Below are 15,666 nucleotides of genomic sequence, written 5' to 3'. Positions count from 1 at the left end.
CCTGGCAGACCACCGGCGAGAACGGGCCGAGCTGCTGCGCCGCTTCGGCACCTGGCACCACCCCATCCCCGACCTCCTCGCCGCCGCCGATCCGGCCGCCGTGCTCCGCAATGTCGTCTACACCGCGGCCGCCCGGCCGCCCGCCTTCCACCGTGGCCGGGTCGCCCTGCTCGGCGACGCCGTCCACCCGATGACCCCGAACCTCGGACAGGGCGGCTGCCAGGCCATCGAGGACGCCGTCGTGCTGGCGCACCTCGCCGCACCGGATGCCGGCCTGGCCGCGGCGCTCGCCGCGTACACCCGGCAGCGGCTGCCGCGCACCATGGAGGTCGTACGCCGTGCCGGGCGGATCGGCCGGGTCACCAGCTGGCGCTCCCGGCCGGCCTGCGTGCTGCGCGCCGCGCTGATGGCCACCACCGCCCGCCTCGCGCGGGATCTGGTGCTGCGGCCCCTGGACGGGATCGCCGACTGGCGGCCGCCGGCCGGCACGTATGCTTCCGGCACGTGAGGCACCAGGGCCGCGGCACAACCCAAGGAGCACGAGTGAAGGTCGGCTGCATCGGACTCGGCGATATCGCCCAGAAGGCGTACCTCCCTGTACTGGGCACCCAGCCGGGACTCGAACTGCACCTGCACACCCGCACCCCGGCCACCCTCGAACGCGTCGGCGCCGGCCACCGGCTGCCCGCGGACCAGCTCCACGCGGACCTGGACTCGCTGCTCGCCACCGGCCTGGACGCGGCCTTCGTGCACGCCGCCACCGCCGCCCACCCCGAGATCGTGACCCGGCTGATCGAGGCCGGCGTCCCGACCTATGTCGACAAGCCGATCTCCTACGAACTCGCCGCATCCCAGCGCATCGTCGCGCTCGCCGAGGAGCGGGGCGTGGGCCTCACCGTCGGCTTCAACCGCCGCTTCGCGCCCGCCTATGCCCAGTGCCGTGACCACGCCCGCGATCTGATCGTGATGCAGAAGAACCGCATCGGGCTGCCCGAGGACCCGCGCACACTGGTGCTGGACGACTTCATCCATGTCGTGGACACCCTGCGGTTCCTCGCTCCCGGCGAGATCGACCACATCGATGTGCGCGCCCGGATCCGTGACGGGCTGATGCAGCACGTGGTGTTGCAGCTCTCCGGCGACGGCTTCACCTCCCTCGGCATCATGAACCGCCTCAGCGGCTCCGCGGAGGAGGTCCTCGACGTCTCCGGGCAGGACACCAAGCGCCAGGTCGTCAATCTCGCCGAGGTCATCGACCACAAGGGGCAGCCGAGCATCCGGCGGCGCGGCGACTGGGTCCCGGTCGCCCGGCAGCGCGGTATCGAGCAGATCGTGCTGGCGTTCCTGGACGACGTACGGGCCGGCCGTCAGCCGTCCGCCCAGGACGCGCTGCGCACCCACGAACTGTGCGAACGCGTGGTCACCGACGCGCTCGGGCAGGCCGCCTGCTGAGCGCCCGCAGTCCCGCGTACGCGGCGGCGAGCACCAGCGCACCCATCGCCCCGTACACCGCCCAGTCACCGAACCGGGTGTACGGGCTGGTGCCCTCGGCCAGCGGCAGGTCGTAGACCGCCGCCGCGCTGCGGTCGGTACCGAGCCGCTCGCCGATCTGCTCGCCCCGTGGCCCGTAGACCGCACTGATGCCGGTGAGCGTGGCGTGCACCACCGGCCGCCAGTTCTCCGCCGCGCGCAGCGCACCCAGCGACGCATGCTGCGCGGGCGCCCAGCTCTCCTGGAACGTCGAGGTCGAGGACTGGGCGACCAGCACCCGCGCACCGTCGCGGACCAGATGGCGGCTCATGTCGGGGAACGCGGTCTCGAAGCACACCAGCGGCCCGACGCGCAGTCCGCCCGCGGTGGCGACCGGCATCACCACCTGGCCGGTGCCGCGCAGCCGGTCGCTGGTGGCCGCCTTGCCCACCCGGGTCGCCCAGCCCAGCACGGACCGGAACGGTATGTATTCGCCGAAGGGCACCAGCCGCATCTTGGCGTAGCGGTCCCCGGTCGGTCCGTCCGGACCGATCAGCACCGCGCTCTTGGAGATGCCCGGCCGTTCGGCGTGCGCGGAGTCGGCGTTGATCAGCAACTCGGCGCCGGTCCGCCGGGAGAGGGCGGTGAGGCGGGCGGCGAGCGCCGGGTGGTCGGCCGGATCCTTGTAGAGGCTGCTCTCGCCCCAGACGATCAGGCGCACCTCACGGCCCGCCAGCGACCGGGTGAGGGTCTCGCTCCGGGCCAGCCGCGCCGAGGGGGTGCCGGTCAGGCCCGGCTGCACGACCGCGATCCGCACCGTGCCCGCGGGGCGGGGGACCGGTGCCCAGAACCAGGCCACGGTGCCCGCCAGCGCGCACACCAGCAGCCCGGCGACGGCGGGCAGCCGGGCCGCCGGGCGGGCGATCAGCTCGGCCAGGGCGGTGTTCACCGCCACGATCAGCAGGCTCACCAGCCACACGCCGCCGATCGACGCCAGCCGCAGCGCGGGCGGCACCTGCCACTGGCTGGCGCCGAGCAGCCCCCATGGGCCGCCCAAGTATTCCCAGGAGCGGACCAGTTCGACCATCAGCCAGCCCGACGGCACCAGTACCAGCGCGGCGGCGCACCGCCCGCCCGTCACCCGCCGTCGCCCGTCGCCGGAAGCTCCCGCGGGCCCTGCCGGGGGAGACCCCTCGCGCGTCGGCCGTCGTGAGGCGGGCGCACCGCCCAGCAGCGCACGTACCAGCACGCCCCAGGGCGCCCACAGCGCCCCGAGCAGCAGGGCGAGCACGAGGATGAAGACGTGCAGGTTCGGCAGCAGCCACTGGTGGACGGCCAGTATGAAGCCGGTGCCGCCCAGCCAGCCGTCCAGCGCCGCCCGCCGGTACGTCGGCGCCGACCGCACCAGCAGCAGCCAGGGCACCAGGGCGGCATACGCCAGCCACCACCAGGACGGCGCGGGAAAGGTGAGGGCCGGTACCGCGCCGGCGAGCGCGGCGGCCGCGCCCCGGGCCCAGGGGGAGGCGAGCCACCGTGCCTGTCGGCCGATCGCGCTGTCCATGCGGCCTCCCTGGTGCCGTTTCCGGCCGGTCGGACGGCCAGTGTGCGCGGACGGGCCGATCGAGGAAAGGGGTGTCGCCGCAACGGCCGAGCCGGGCGGCGACGGGCGGCGGGGGCGGTCAGTCACCGCCGGACCGCACCTGACGCCACTTCTCGTGGACGACGACCCCGGTCAGCCGCCAGCCGTCGGCGGTGCGCCGGGCGGTGAACTCGTAGCGGCCGGCGCAGGTGTAGTTGGGGGAGGTGGGGCCGTCCTCGGTATCCATGGCGGGGCCGGCCAGCCGCATCGGGTTGAGGTAGTCGGCCTGGACCGTGGCCGTGTCACCGGGCGCACCGTCCCGGCGGGCGAGGGTGATCCGGCGGTTGACGATCAGATGCTGCCGTATGGCGAACTGCCGCAGCATGTCGGCGAGCCAGGCCGCGATCTCCTCGGTGCCGCCCTCGATGCCGCCCGCCGATCGGTAGTCGGCGCGGCCGTCCGGGGTGAACAGGGCCAGATAGCCGGGCCAGTCACCGTCGTCCACGGCGATGGCGTACCCGGTGATCAGATCGTCGAGGGCGAGGCGGTCCATGACCGTGGAGTGTTCCGCGCGCTGCGTCATCGCATCAGTTTTCGGCATCCGGAAGGCCCCCGCCAAGAGGCAGGGGCCTTCCGGCGCGGCGTCAGGTCACCAGCGCCGACTCCGGCACGGCATCCGGGCCGGGATCCGTGCGCCGGACTTCCTCTGTGGGATCCCCGACGGCCTCCCCGGCGGCCTCCCGCCGGTCCTCCGAGTCGGTGAACTGTGTCCGGTACAGCTCCGCGTAGCGTCCGTCGGCGGCCAGCAGGGTCTCGTGCGTCCCGCGCTCGACGATCCGTCCGCCCTCGACGACCAGGATCAGGTCCGCGGCCCGTACGGTCGACAGCCGGTGGGCGATGACCAGGGCGGTACGGCCGTCCAGTGCCTCGGTGAGCGCCTCCTGCACCGCCGCCTCGGAGGTGTTGTCCAGATGGGCGGTGGCCTCGTCCAGGATCACCACCCGGGGGTGGGCGAGCAGCAGCCGGGCGATCGTCAGCCGCTGTCGTTCGCCGCCCGAGAGGCGGTAGCCCCGCTCGCCGACGACGGTGTCCAGACCGTCGGGGAGCGCGGCGATCAGCTCCTCCAGGCGCGCCCGGCGCAGCGCGTCCCACAGCTGCTCCTCGGTCGCCTCCGGCTTGGCCAGCAGCAGGTTCTCGCGGATCGAGTCATGGAAGAGATGCCCGTCCTGGGTGACCATGCCGAGGACGTCGCGCAGCGAGGCGGCGGTCAGGTCGCGGACATCCACCCCGGACAGCCGGACCGCACCGGCGTCGGTGTCGTACAGCCGCGGCAGCAGCTGGGCCACGGTCGACTTGCCGGCGCCCGACGAGCCGACCAGGGCGACCATCTGGCCGGGTTCGGCGCGGAAGGAGATGCCGTGCAGGACCTCTTCACCGCCCCGGGTGTCGAGGGTGGCGACCTCCTCCAGGGAGGCCAGCGAGACCTTGTCGGCGGACGGGTAGCCGAAGCGGACGGCGTCGAACTCCACGGACACCGGACCCTCCGGGACCTCGCGGGCGTCGGGCTTCTCGGAGATCAGCGGCTTGAGGTCGAGCACCTCGAAGACCCGCTCGAAGCTGACCAGCGCGCTCATCACCTCGATGTGTGCGCCGGACAGCGCGGTCAGCGGGGCGTAGAGCCGGGTGAGCAGCAGGGCCAGCGAGACGATCGCGCCGGGCTCCAGCTGTCCGCGCAGCGCGAGGAACCCGCCCAGGCCGTAGACGACGGCCAGTGCCAGGGCGGAGACCAGGGTGAGGGCGGTGACGAAGTACGTCTGGACCATGGCCGAACGGACCCCGATGTCGCGCACCCGGCGGGCCCGGGTGGCGAATTCGGCGGACTCACGGACCGGGCGGCCCATCAGCTTGACGAGGGTGGCGCCGGGCGCGGAGAAGCGCTCGGTCATCTGCGTGCCCATCGTCGCGTTGTGGTCGGCGCCTTCCCGGCGCAGATCGGCCAGCCGCCGGCCGACCCGGCGGGCGGGCAGCACGAACACCGGCAGCAGCACCAGCGCGATCACGGTGATCTGCCACGACAGGCTGAGCATCACCGCGAGGGTGAGCAGCAGCGTCACGATGTTGCTGACGACCCCGGACAGCGTGTCGCTGAATGCCCGCTGGGCGCCGATCACATCGTTGTTCAGACGGCTGACCAGCGCGCCGGTGCGGGTGCGGGTGAAGAAGGCGACCGGCATCCGCTGGACGTGGTCGTACACGGTCGTCCGCAGGTCCAGGATCAGCCCCTCACCGATGCTCGCCGACAGCCAGCGGGTCACCAGCCCCAGACCCGCCTCCGCGACCGCGATCACGGCGATCAGGCCGGACAGCTTGATGACAAGGGACGACGAGCCACCGCCCACGATCGCGTCCACCACCCGGCCCGCGAGCAGCGGGGTGGCCACCGCGAGCATCGCGGTCACGGTGCTGAGCACGAGGAACCACACCAGATGGCGGCGGTGCGGGCGGGCGAATGAGGTGATGCGGCGCAGGGTGCCGCGGGAGAAGCGTCGCCGGCCCTGTTGAGCGGTCATCGTGCTGTGCAGCGAATGCCAGGCGGTGACTTCCATATCCATGGTGGCCTCCAGTGTGCCGGTTCATCACGGATCGCCGTGCTGACCGGCGACATACAAGGAATCTAGGACCTCAACCAATGTTGAGGTCAAGCAATTCCGGCGCGATCACCCTCCGGGGCGTGCGGGGCACGTCCCGGCCCGGGGACGCCCGCCGCGTACGCGGTCGTATGCGGCGCCGCCGGCCCACCACTGTGGCGCGACGCCGGCGGCCGCGAGCGTCGTCGAGGGCGGACGCAGCGAGGGCGCCGGCGCGGCTGGGAAGCCAACGCGGCCTGCGGGGGCGGATGTTGGACGAGCGGCCAGGGGCGGACGCGGGTCCGGGGGTCGCGCCGTATCACCGCGGCCGCCCGGCGGATCAGGCCCCGGACCCGCCCTGGAGCGGACGCTCCCAGGTCACGGGCCGGTGGGCGCCGGCCGGGCAGGTCACCGTCAGCCGTATCCCCGGTCGGCCGTCGGGGAGCGCGGCGGTGGTGTCCACGGCGATCTCCACACGGGTCGGCTGCGGCCGTGCCGACGCCGAGGCGGTCACCGCCGCCAGCGCGTCGCCGAGCACGGCCACCAGCTCCCGGCCGCTCTGGTCGTCGACCCGCGCGTCGACGGGGCCGGTGAACTGCACCGAGGGGCGGGCGCCGAGCGCCGCGGTGGCCGCGCCGGCCTCCCGCAGCACGCGGGTGCGCAGGCCGGGCGGCGCCCCGGGCGGTCCCTGCTGAAGCGCGATGATCGCCGTCCTGATCTCCTGGATCGTGGCATCCAGCTCATCGACCGCCTGGGCGACCTCCTCCTGCACCTCGGGCACCAGTGCCTTGCGCCGGGCGGTCTCCAGCAGCATCCCCGTGGCGAACAGCCGCTGGATGACCAGGTCGTGCAGATCGCGGGCGATGCGGTCGCGGTCCTCGAAGACGGCCAGCCGCTCGCGGTCACGGTGCCGGTCGGCCAGGACGAGCGCCACCGCGGCCTGGGCGGCGAACTGGTTCGCCAGGGTCCGTTCGGTGTGGCCGAAGCGGCGGTCGCCGGACGTCCGGCACAGCGCGAGGGCGCCCAGCACCCGTCCGTTGCTGCGCAGCGGCAACAGCATGGCCGGGCCGTAGTGGCGCGATATGGGGGAGATCGAGCGGGGGTCGTCGGCGAAGTTGTCGGAGAAGACCGCGAGCCCGGCATGTATCTGGTGGACGACCGGGCTCCGGGGCGGGATCCTGCCGCGGTACGCCTCGGTCCGTACGTCCTCGGACAGCACGGTCGAGATCGCCACGACCTCCATACCGCCCGCGGCGTGCGGCAGCAGGACCGCCCCGGTCGCCGCCTCGGCCAGCTCACGGCCCTTGTCCGCGACGACGGTGAGGGCGTTCGTGGTCGTCGAGCCGGTCTCGGGTCCGGCCAGCAGCGCCGTGGTGACGGATGCCGCGCCATCGATCCAGCGTGTGCGCTGCCGGGCGGCGGAGTGCATCCGGGCGTTGCTCAGGGCGATACCGGCCTCGGTGGCCAGCACCCGCACCAGGTGCAGATCCGCGTCGCCGAACTCCTCGCCGTAGCCCTTCCCCGCGACGGACAGCGTGCCGAACAGCTCGCCCTTCACCTGGACCGGCACCTCCAGGGAGCCTCCGGCGGGCGGCTCGCCCTCGGGGGAGAGGCCGTGGGTGATCGGACCACCGAGCCCGTCGGCGTCCTCGTGGTGCAGGCTGAGGGCGGCGTGGCGCGCGCCGGTGAGGGCGGCGGCGGTCTCGGCGAGACGGCCCAGCGCGCGGTGCAGGTCGTGGTCGGAGCCGACCGCCACCATCGCCTCCAAGAGCTGCGGAAGCCGGGAGATCGGCCCGCCGGCCAGCTCGCGCAGGCTCTGCGTGGTGCGTGCGGGGAGCTCTCCCGCAGGATCCGACGGCTTCAGGGCACACCTCTCACATTCGGGCGGTTCGAACAGTCTAATTCGCCCGAAAGAGTGTTATTAGGGTGCCCTCGGGCCGGTGGTCCGAGGGAGGTGCCCGGGAGGCGGTCAGCGGGCCGATCACCTGGTCAGCGGGGCCGATCACCTCGGTGCCGGGCCCGGACGGAACCCGTCGGGGCCGGGCGGCCGGGTGGCGGTCTCCGTGGTCGTGGCGCGCCGCAGCGGCCCTTTCGCCGACGGCGGCAGCGAGGCCGCCGTCACCCGGGCACTCATCCGCGAGGCCAGGCCCTTGGTCACCTATCTCGGCCACGCCCGCAAGGGGCGACTTTGAGACAACCTCAAGCTCTGGCGTGCGCCGGAACTTTGAGGGCGCGGAGCGCGGGTAAGCCGTAGACGACTACGGGCACAGCAGCAGAAACGCAGGGACACAGACGCCACACCTCCGCACCACCGACGACCCGGAAACGGGCCGACCCGCCCGGATTGCGCCGGGCGCCCCCCACACCTACCGAACGTCTCCGCCGCAGACGCGTGGCCATATCCCGCGCCTCGGCACGAAAGTGGGCCGGGCCGATGGATGAAGGTCAGTACTACCCGAGACTCGTGGGGCCCAGCCACGCCGCGGGCGGCACGACCGTGCTGGAACTCCGCGGTGAGCTGGACATTCTCGCCGTGTCGGTGCTGTCCGACCGGCTCGACGAGATCACCGGTACCCAGGGCGTCGACCTCGTGGTCGACGTACGCGCGGTCACGTTCATCGACTGCGCCGGACTGTCCCTGCTCAGCCGCGCCCGCTACCGGACGCGGCAGCGGGGCGGCCGGCTGCGGCTGACCGGTGTCTCCGGCGGTGGGAGCGTCGCGCGGCTGCTGCGGATGACGGGGCTGACCGGCAGCTTCGACGTCGTCTCCGACGAGGCCGGCGCCGAGGACGAGGCCGGGCCCGCCGGATCAGCCGGGCCCACCGGATCAGCCGGGCTCACGGACGCCGCCGGCACCGCCGTTGCCTGACCGGCGCTCCTCCGCGGCCCGACCGCGCGCCCCGCCCGACCGCGCGCCCGGCCCGACCGCGTGCCCCGTACGCCGCCCGGCGGGCAGCCCCCGCCCACCGCCCGGCGAGCGGCGCGCCCACGGATCAGGCCGGCAGGGCCGCCTCGATAGCGCTGACCAGCTCCTCGGCCTCCGGCTCGGTGCGCGGCCGGAAGCGGCCGGCGACCTGGCCCTGGGCGTCGATCAGGAACTTCTCGAAATTCCACTGGATGTCACCGGCCGCCCCTTCGGCGTCCTCGGTGCCGGTCAGCGCCGCGTACAGCGGATGCCGGTCCTCGCCGTTGACATCGGTCTTCTCGAACAGCGGGAAGCTCACGCCGTACGTCGCCGAGCAGAAGGTGGCGATCTCCTCGGCGGTGCCGGGCTCCTGGCCCGCGAACTGGTTGCTGGGAAAGCCCAGCACACTGAAGCCACGGTCCCCGTAGCGCTGCTGAAGGCGCTCCAGACCCGAATACTGCGGGGTCAGACCGCACTTGGACGCCACATTCACCACCAGCAGGGCCTTGCCCCGGTAGTCGGCGAGTGAAGCGGGCTCACCGGTCAGGGTGCGCAGGGGGATGTCGTACAGGCTCACGGTCATGCTCCTCGTCACGGGTCCGCGGATACGGACGGCCATCATCCGTCCCGACAGCGGCGCCCGTCCTGATCTTCCCCGGATCGTCGACCGGCCAGGACACGACCGGCCGGATCTCCCCCGAGCGCCACTCCTTGAGCAGCTGGTCGAAGATCGGCGTCTCCCCCTCGGCCGGACGGCGCGCCTGCGGGGCGGGGGGAGGCAGCGCAGGGGGCTGGTGGGGCAGGGAGATGCGCTGAAAGGGGTGCGACGCGGGCTTCTTGGCATCCATGCCCGGACTCAACCGGAAATCGGTCCCCGAGTTGCGGGACGCGGCCGGGACGGTCCCCAGATGCCCCTGCGGTGGTGACGGGCAGAAGATACGTTCGCGCGCCGGAGGGGCCGGCGGATGTCCCACCGGCCCCTCCGTCATCAGCAGCCCCGTGTGTCACCGCACCCGGCCCGCCTCCGTTCGAACGGAACGGAGCGGGCCGGGCGGGTCAGCTCCGGCACAGCAGCGCTTCGAGGACCTCCAGGAGCGCCGCCTCGGGGTCGGCCACCCGTCCCTCGGCCCGCCACGCCACGAAACCGTCGGGGCGCACCAGCACCGCGCCCTCGGACGTCGTCCCGTGCTTCTCGGCCCAGTCGACGCCGTCCTCAGGAGCCAGATCGTCGTCCGGCCCGGTGCCGATCAGATAGCAGTCCAGCCCGAGGGAGAACCGCTCGACGGCACCCTTGGCCGCGGTGCGCCACATCTCGCCCTCGGAGCCGGTCAGCAGGACGAAGGACTTCTCGTACAGATCGAGGGTCGAGCGCCGCTCGCCGCCGGCCCGCAGCCACATGTGCGGGGCGCGGGTGCCCGGCTCGCCCGTCAGCCGCATCTGGTCGGGCACCACCGGGAGTTCGGGGTCGGCGCCGACGACCGCGCCCTGCGGATAGCAGTACCCCAGGGCCACGGTGAGCACCCCGCGCTGCCGGCCACCGCCCGCGCCGGGCGCCGGCGCATACCCCGGGTGGCTGTGCTCGGCGGAGCGCGCCGAGGCGCGGGCGCTGGTTTCCCGCGCCACCGGCTGCCGCTCCGCCTCGTACGTCTCCAGCAGCTCGGGACCCGCCGAGCCGTTCAGCACGGCGGCGAGCTTCCAGGCGAGGTTGTGTGCGTCCTGGATACCGGTGTTGGAACCGAACGCCCCGGTGGGGGACATCTCGTGGGCCGAGTCGCCGGCGAGGAAGACCCGGCCGGACGCGTACCGTTCGGCGACCCGCTCCGCGGCGTGCCACGGCGCCTTGCCGGTGATCTCAACCGCCATGTCCGGTACGCCCGTTGCCCGGCGGATGTGGTCGATGCACCGCTCGTCGGTGAAGTCCTCCAGGGTCTCGCCCCGGTCGGGGTGCCAGGGGGCGTGGAAGACCCAGTCCGCCTGGTTGTCCACCGGCAGCAGGGCGCCGTCGGCCTCGGGGTTGGTCAGGTAGCAGGCGATGAAGCGGCGGTCGCCCACGACCTCAGCGAGCTGAGGCGCGCGGAAGGTGATGCTCACGTTGTGGAACAGGTCGCCGGGCCCGGTCTGCCCGAAGCCCAGCCGCTCCCGGACCGGGCTGCGGGGGCCGTCGGCCGCGATGAGGTAGTCCGCGTGCACGATGGTGAGCTCGCCGGTCTCCCGGTTCCTGAGGGTCGCCCGCACCCCCTGCGAGTCCTGCTCGAAAGAGCTCAGCTCGGTGGAGAAGCGCAGGTCACCACCCTGTTCGCGGGCACAGCGCACCAGTACCGGTTCGAGGTCGTTCTGGCTGCACAGACACCAGGCGGACGGGCTGATACGGGCCAGCCCGCCGCCCGGGTCGATCTCCTTGAACAGCCACTCCTGGTCGTCGCCGGTGAGCGAAGGTGTCTGGAGGATCCCGTGGTTGTCGGCCAGGGTCGAGGCGGCCTCGCGGATCGGCTGCTCCGCCCCGGCCACCCGGAACAGCTCCATCGTGCGGACGTTGTTCCCCCGGCCGCGCGGGTGGCGGGAGGTGTCCGAATGCTTCTCGACCAGTAGATGTCTGACACCGAGGCGCCCCAGGAACAGCGACGCGGACAGGCCGACCAGGGACCCGCCCACGACGAGTACCGGCACCCGGTCTTCGGCGGTGGGATTCATTGCGTGCTCCAGCTCCAGGGACGCTTACGGCAGATGGAGCACGAATGCCCGGCTCAGGGCCTGTTCGATCACGGTTCACCTGCATGGCTCACAGATCTCGCGCCACCCGTGGGTCCCGGCCACGATCGAATCCGGGACGCCCCCCGCGACACCGGGCAGGCCGCCCCCACCATCCGGCTCAGTCACCCGGTTCGTACCGGAACTGACGACGCACCACTGGGGCCGTCGGGCCCCGAAGGAGATGCGTAGACGATGACCACGCTGTCGGAACGAATATCCCAGTCAGCCTTCGACGGCTCACGCCTTCGGGTCGTGCTGCTCCTGGATCTCCACGAAGGAGCCCAGCAGCGCTTCCTGGAAGCCTACGAGCACCTGCGCAACCAGGTCGCGTCCGTTCCCGGGCACATCACCGACCAGCTGTGCCAGTCCATCGAGAACCCCTCCCAGTGGCTCATCACCAGTGAATGGGAGAGCGCACCGCCGTTCCTCGCCTGGGTCAACAGCGAGGAACACGTGAAGATGGTCCAGCCGCTGCACAGCTGCGTCCGGGACACCCGGTCGCTGCGCTTCAGCGTCCTGCGCGAGACCTCGAACATCGCCAGCCTCGCGCCCGAGCCCCCGAAGGGCCGCCTCCAGGCCAACCCCCGCGTCGGCGACGGTGTGGTCCGGCATGCGCTCACCTTCACCGTGAAGCCGGGCAGCGAATCGATGGTCGCGGAGATCCTCGCCGGGTACACCTCCCCGGAGGCCCGGGTCGACGACACCACGCGGCTCCGCCGCACCTCCCTGTTCATGCACGGCAACCGCGTCGTGCGCGCGGTCGAGGTGCAGGGCGACCTGGTCGCCGCGCTGCGGCACATCTCCCAGCAGCCCGAGGTCCGGGCCGTCGAGGAGGCCATCAACCCGTACCTGGAGCAGGACCGCGACCTCAGCGATCCGAACTCCGCCCGGGTGTTCTTCACCCGTGCCGCACTGCCCGCGGTGCACCACGTCGCGGCGGGCGGAGCACAGCCCGACGGCATCCGGCGGCATGCGCTGTTCTACCCCGCCAGGGAAGGGTGCGGCATGACGCTGGCCCAGATGCTCGCCCGCCAGGACGAGCTGGCCGCGGACGACCCGGCGTGCCCCATCGCCGGCAGCACCGTCTTCCAGCGCGACGACGTGGTCGTCCGCCTCATCGATCTCCGGATCCCGATCGAGAGCGATCCCGTGCTGGCGCTCGGCGTGCGCGGCCCCCGCAAGACGGCCGTGCTGCGGCGACTGCTCGACACCGAAGTGGCCGGCGGCCTGTCCAACGACCGTGAGCTCGCGCATTTCCTCGAGCGCGCCGACATGGCCCTCATCACCGACCGCCGGGCACCGGGCGCCTGACTGCGCCCGGCCGCAGCAGGTCCCTCCCCTCATTCAACCCGCCGGCACCACGCCCTTGGAGGAAGCAGCCATGACCACGCACCGCCCACGCATCGTGGACCTCAGCGAGACCCAGCCCAACCGCCGGCGCGGAGGTGATCTGCGCGCCATGCTGACGCCCAGCGCGGTGGGTGCCACGAGCGGCTTCATGGGCATGGCACTCGTGCAGCCCGGCGAGCGCATCGGCGAGCACTACCACCCCTACTCCGAGGAGTTCGTGTACGTCGTCCAAGGCGCGCTCGAAGTGGACCTCGACGGGGAACCGCACCCGCTGCGCCCGGACCAGGGACTGCTGATCCCCCCGTACATGCGGCACCGCTTCCGCAATGTCGGGGACGTGGAGGCCCGTATGGTCTTCCACCTCGGTCCGCTGGCCCCGCGTCCGGAGCTCGGTCATGTCGACACCGAGGGCACGGAGGAGAGCACACCGGCCGCACCACCGGAACGTACGGAGCCGGTGTCATGACCCGCCGTGTGGCGGTCACCGGCGTCGGGATCGTCGCTCCGGGCGGAGTGGGTGTGCCCGCCTTCTGGGACCTGCTGTCCGCGGGCCGCACGGCGACGCGTGGCATCACCCTCTTCGACCCGGAGGGGTTCCGCTCGCGCATCGCTGCCGAGTGCGACTTCGATCCCGCGGCCCACGGCCTGAGCGAGGAGCAGGTGGCCCGCTCGGACCGGTACATCCAGTTCGCGATGGTCGCCGCGGACGAGGCGCTGCGCAACGCCGGTCTGGACACGGAGGCCGAGGACCCCTGGCGTATCGGGGTGTCCCTGGGCACCGCGGTCGGCGGCACCACACGCCTGGAACACGACTATGTCGCCGTCAGCAACCGCGGTGCACGGTGGGATGTCGACCACCGGCCGGCCGGCCGCCATCTGGAGCGGGCGTTCTCCCCGAGTTCGCTCGCCTCCGCGGTGGCGGAACAGATCGGCGCCCACGGGCCGGTGCAGACCGTCTCCACGGGCTGCACCTCCGGCCTCGACGCCATCGGCTACGCCTTCCACTCCATCGAGGAGGGGCGGGTCGATGTGTGCATCGCCGGCGCGTCCGACTCGCCGATCTCCCCGATCACCGTGGCGTGTTTCGACGCGATCAAGGCGACGTCCGCGAACAACGACGATCCCGCTCACGCCTCCCGGCCGTTCGACGCCCACCGCGACGGATTCGTGATGGGCGAGGGCGGCGCCGTACTCGTCCTGGAGGAGCTGGAACATGCTCGCTCCCGTGGCGCGACCATTCACTGTGAGATCCGTGGCTACGCCACCTTCGGCAACGCGTACCACATGACCGGTCTCACCCAGGAAGGCCTGGAGATGGCCGAGGCGATCAACAGCGCCCTCGGTCACGCCAGGATCGACGCCACCCAGGTGGACTACGTCAACGCGCACGGCTCGGGCACTCAGCAGAACGACCGGCACGAGACGGCCGCGGTCAAGCGGTCGCTGGGTGCGCATGCCCGCAAGGTGCCGATGAGTTCCATCAAATCCATGGTGGGCCATTCGCTCGGGGCGATCGGCGCGATCGAGATCGTGGCCTGTGTGCTGGCACTCACCCACCAGGTGGTGCCGCCCACGGCGAACTACGAAACTCCGGACCCGGAGTGCGATCTCGACTATGTGCCCAAGACGGCGCGGGAGTTGCCGCTGCGTTCGGTGCTCTCGGTCGGCAGCGGCTTCGGTGGATTCCAGTCAGCGGTGGTACTGACCCGACAGGGTGGGAGGGCATCATGAGCTCCCCGAAGGAACGTCATTCCGTCGTCACCGGCATCGGTGTCATCGCCCCCAACGGGGTGAGCACCGAAACCTTCTGGAAGGCGACGGTGGAGGGCATCAGCGTCCTCGACCGCGTCACCCGTGAGGGGTGCGAGCATCTTCCGCTCAAGGTCGCCGGCGAGGTCCGGGGTTTCGATCCGGCGGATCTGATCGAGGAGCGCTACCTCGTCCAGACCGACCGGTTCACCCACTTCGCCATGGCGGCGGCCAACCTCGCGATGGACGATGCCCGCCTCGGCCGTGCCGACTACAACGACTCGCCGTTCGCGGTGGGGGTCGTCACGGCTGCCGGATCGGGCGGCGGCGAGTTCGGCCAGCGGGAGCTGCAACGGCTCTGGGGCCAGGGCTCCCGCCATGTCGGCCCGTACCAGTCCATCGCCTGGTTCTACGCGGCGAGCACCGGACAGATCTCCATCCGCGGCGGCTTCAAGGGGCCGTGCGGAGTCGTGGCCAGCGACGAGGCGGGCGGTCTGGACGCCCTGGCGCATGCCGGCCGCACGATTCGGCGCGGCACCGATGCCGTCGTCGTGGGCGCCGCCGAGGCGCCCCTGGCCCCCTACTCGGTCGTCTGCCAGCTCGGCTACGACGATCTGAGCACGCTCGACGATCCGGCCCGCGCCTACCGCCCGTTCACCAGCGGTGCGTGCGGATTCGTGCCCGCCGAGGGCGGCGCGATGCTGATCGTCGAGGAAGAGACGGCGGCCGTGAACCGCGGGGCGAGTGTCCGGGCCTTGCTGGCCGGGCACGCCGCGACCTTCACCGGGGCCTCCCTGTGGGAGGAGTCCCGGGACGGGCTCGCGCATGCCATCCGGGGCGCACTGGAGGACGCGCGGTGCGCCCCGGAGGAGATCGATGTGGTGTTCGCGGATGCGCTCGGCGTCCCCGCGGCCGACCGGGCCGAGGCGCTGGCGATCGCGGACGCCCTGGGCCGGCACGCCTCGCAGGTCCCGGTGACCGCACCCAAGACCGGCACCGGGCGGGCGTACTGCGGCGCCCCCGTCCTGGACACCGCTGCCGCGGTGCTCGCGATGGAGCAGGGCGTCGTGCCGCCCACCCCCAACGTCGTCGACGTCTGCCACGACCTTGACGTGGTGACCGGCCGGGCCCGCCCTGCCGAGTTGCGGACGGCGCTGGTGCTGAGCCGGGGACTCATGGGCTCGAACGCAGCAATGGTGCTGCGGAAGGGCTCCGGGTCCCCCTCGTGAGAAGGA

Annotated in this window: 14 protein-coding genes; 8 read left to right on the top strand and 6 right to left on the bottom strand. The window is 72.4% G+C overall.

Features of this window, described 5'->3' with window-relative positions; translation table 11 throughout:
- Positions 1–100: 100 nt before the first annotated feature.
- Positions 101–508 carry an FAD-dependent monooxygenase gene (locus tag K7C20_RS38050; RefSeq protein ID WP_280921992.1) on the top strand — a complete coding sequence of 136 codons (408 nt, stop codon included), beginning with the start codon at positions 101–103 and terminating at the stop codon, positions 506–508.
- Positions 509–543: 35 nt separating this feature from the next.
- Entirely contained in the window at positions 544–1,452 is a 909-nt protein-coding gene (locus K7C20_RS03995) for a Gfo/Idh/MocA family protein (protein ID WP_030083377.1), read from the top strand.
- Here K7C20_RS03995 and lnt read toward each other — a convergent pair.
- The 4 genes from lnt to K7C20_RS03975 form a co-directional block, all read right to left on the bottom strand.
- On the bottom strand, positions 1,421–3,031 hold the full coding sequence (gene lnt / locus K7C20_RS03990; protein WP_053209092.1) for an apolipoprotein N-acyltransferase: 1,611 nt from the start codon (positions 3,029–3,031) through the stop codon (positions 1,421–1,423). The genes K7C20_RS03995 and lnt overlap by 32 nt on opposite strands.
- Positions 3,032–3,149: 118 nt before the next feature.
- On the bottom strand, positions 3,150–3,632 hold the full coding sequence (locus tag K7C20_RS03985) for a nuclear transport factor 2 family protein (RefSeq protein ID WP_053209091.1): 483 nt from the start codon (positions 3,630–3,632) through the stop codon (positions 3,150–3,152).
- Positions 3,633–3,693: 61 nt separating this feature from the next.
- A complete protein-coding gene (locus tag K7C20_RS03980; protein ID WP_053209090.1) occupies positions 3,694–5,661 on the bottom strand; it encodes an ABC transporter ATP-binding protein in 1,968 nt (655 codons plus the stop codon).
- 355 nt (positions 5,662–6,016) lie between these two features.
- A complete protein-coding gene (locus K7C20_RS03975) occupies positions 6,017–7,435 on the bottom strand; it encodes a GAF domain-containing protein (RefSeq protein ID WP_245171078.1) in 1,419 nt (472 codons plus the stop codon).
- A gap of 292 nt (positions 7,436–7,727) precedes the next feature.
- On the opposite strand from K7C20_RS03975, the gene K7C20_RS03970 reads away from it, so the two are divergent.
- Positions 7,728–7,868, top strand: a complete 141-nt coding sequence (locus K7C20_RS03970; RefSeq protein WP_160328707.1) for a hypothetical protein — start codon at positions 7,728–7,730, stop codon at positions 7,866–7,868.
- Between the two features lie 242 nt (positions 7,869–8,110).
- Positions 8,111–8,545: an STAS domain-containing protein gene (locus K7C20_RS03965; protein ID WP_245171076.1), complete on the top strand. Its 435-nt coding sequence runs from the start codon at positions 8,111–8,113 to the stop codon at positions 8,543–8,545.
- Between the two features lie 124 nt (positions 8,546–8,669).
- Here the strand turns inward: K7C20_RS03965 and K7C20_RS03960 are convergent, their stop codons facing one another.
- Positions 8,670–9,158 carry a glutathione peroxidase gene (locus K7C20_RS03960; RefSeq protein ID WP_030083363.1) on the bottom strand — a complete coding sequence of 163 codons (489 nt, stop codon included), beginning with the start codon at positions 9,156–9,158 and terminating at the stop codon, positions 8,670–8,672.
- Positions 9,159–9,637: 479 nt separating this feature from the next.
- On the bottom strand, positions 9,638–11,272 hold the full coding sequence (locus K7C20_RS03955) for an FAD-dependent oxidoreductase (protein WP_053209087.1): 1,635 nt from the start codon (positions 11,270–11,272) through the stop codon (positions 9,638–9,640).
- 252 nt (positions 11,273–11,524) lie between these two features.
- Here K7C20_RS03955 and K7C20_RS03950 point away from each other — a divergent pair, with 252 nt between their 5' ends.
- The 4 genes from K7C20_RS03950 to K7C20_RS03935 all read left to right on the top strand — a co-directional run bounded on the left by K7C20_RS03950 (position 11,525) and on the right by K7C20_RS03935 (position 15,660).
- Positions 11,525–12,643, top strand: coding sequence for a SchA/CurD-like domain-containing protein (locus K7C20_RS03950; RefSeq protein WP_030083355.1), 1,119 nt, complete (start codon positions 11,525–11,527; stop codon positions 12,641–12,643).
- 70 nt (positions 12,644–12,713) lie between these two features.
- Positions 12,714–13,148, top strand: coding sequence for a cupin domain-containing protein (locus K7C20_RS03945; RefSeq protein WP_030083353.1), 435 nt, complete (start codon positions 12,714–12,716; stop codon positions 13,146–13,148).
- Entirely contained in the window at positions 13,145–14,413 is a 1,269-nt protein-coding gene (locus K7C20_RS03940) for a beta-ketoacyl-[acyl-carrier-protein] synthase family protein (protein WP_053209086.1), read from the top strand. Before K7C20_RS03945 ends, K7C20_RS03940 begins: the two co-directional genes overlap by 4 nt.
- The gene (locus tag K7C20_RS03935; protein WP_030083348.1) at positions 14,410–15,660 is read left to right on the top strand and encodes a ketosynthase chain-length factor; all 1,251 of its coding nucleotides are present in this window, start codon (positions 14,410–14,412) and stop codon (positions 15,658–15,660) included. Before K7C20_RS03940 ends, K7C20_RS03935 begins: the two co-directional genes overlap by 4 nt.
- The last annotated feature ends 6 nt before the right edge of the window (positions 15,661–15,666 follow it).

The organism is Streptomyces decoyicus (assembly GCF_019880305.1).
Lineage (GTDB): Bacteria > Actinomycetota > Actinomycetes > Streptomycetales > Streptomycetaceae > Streptomyces > Streptomyces decoyicus.
This window is presented reverse-complemented; position numbering and strand designations above follow the sequence as displayed.

Coding starts and splice junctions, on each gene's coding strand:
- K7C20_RS03945 (WP_030083353.1), top strand. CDS start 12,714: ATGACCACGCACCGCCCACGCATCGTGGACCTCAGCGAGACCCAGCCC.
- K7C20_RS03950 (WP_030083355.1), top strand. CDS start 11,525: ATGACCACGCTGTCGGAACGAATATCCCAGTCAGCCTTCGACGGCTCA.
- K7C20_RS03980 (WP_053209090.1), bottom strand. CDS start 5,661: ATGGATATGGAAGTCACCGCCTGGCATTCGCTGCACAGCACGATGACC.
- K7C20_RS03940 (WP_053209086.1), top strand. CDS start 13,145: ATGACCCGCCGTGTGGCGGTCACCGGCGTCGGGATCGTCGCTCCGGGC.
- K7C20_RS03955 (WP_053209087.1), bottom strand. CDS start 11,272: ATGAATCCCACCGCCGAAGACCGGGTGCCGGTACTCGTCGTGGGCGGG.
- lnt (WP_053209092.1), bottom strand. CDS start 3,031: ATGGACAGCGCGATCGGCCGACAGGCACGGTGGCTCGCCTCCCCCTGG.
- K7C20_RS03965 (WP_245171076.1), top strand. CDS start 8,111: ATGGATGAAGGTCAGTACTACCCGAGACTCGTGGGGCCCAGCCACGCC.
- K7C20_RS03935 (WP_030083348.1), top strand. CDS start 14,410: ATGAGCTCCCCGAAGGAACGTCATTCCGTCGTCACCGGCATCGGTGTC.
- K7C20_RS03985 (WP_053209091.1), bottom strand. CDS start 3,632: ATGACGCAGCGCGCGGAACACTCCACGGTCATGGACCGCCTCGCCCTC.
- K7C20_RS03975 (WP_245171078.1), bottom strand. CDS start 7,435: ATGGTGGCGGTCGGCTCCGACCACGACCTGCACCGCGCGCTGGGCCGT.